The sequence below is a fragment of the Isoptericola croceus genome, assembly GCF_029382255.1.
Classification (GTDB): domain Bacteria; phylum Actinomycetota; class Actinomycetes; order Actinomycetales; family Cellulomonadaceae; genus Isoptericola; species Isoptericola croceus.
The window spans coordinates 1-262 of sequence record NZ_JARLLG010000419.1; the positions used below are offsets into that span (position 1 = coordinate 1).

Genomic DNA, 262 nt, shown 5'->3' on the forward strand with positions numbered 1-262 from the left:
GCCCAGTGGCTCCAGGCGGTGGCGGCCGGGGTGGAGGCCGAGGTGCGGATGAACCCCGTCCTGGTGAAGCCCTTCGGGGAGGAAGAGGCCCAGGGGGTGGTGTGGGGGAAGGTGGACCCAAGGCTTTCCCGGCTCCCCTGGCAGGAGAGGAGGCCTCTCCTCGAGGCCCCCGTGCGGGAGGCCCTGGAAGGGCTTCTCGCCGAGTACGACCTCGTGGTGCTGGAGGGGGCGGGAAGCCCGGTGGAGCGGAACCTCTGGCCCG

At 72.5% G+C, this 262-nt stretch carries 1 pseudogene; it reads left to right on the top strand.

Annotation, left to right across the window (positions count from 1 at the left end):
• Positions 1-48: 48 nt before the first annotated feature.
• Positions 49-262: pseudogene (locus PZC42_RS21750) on the top strand (cobyric acid synthase); the annotation flags it as partial.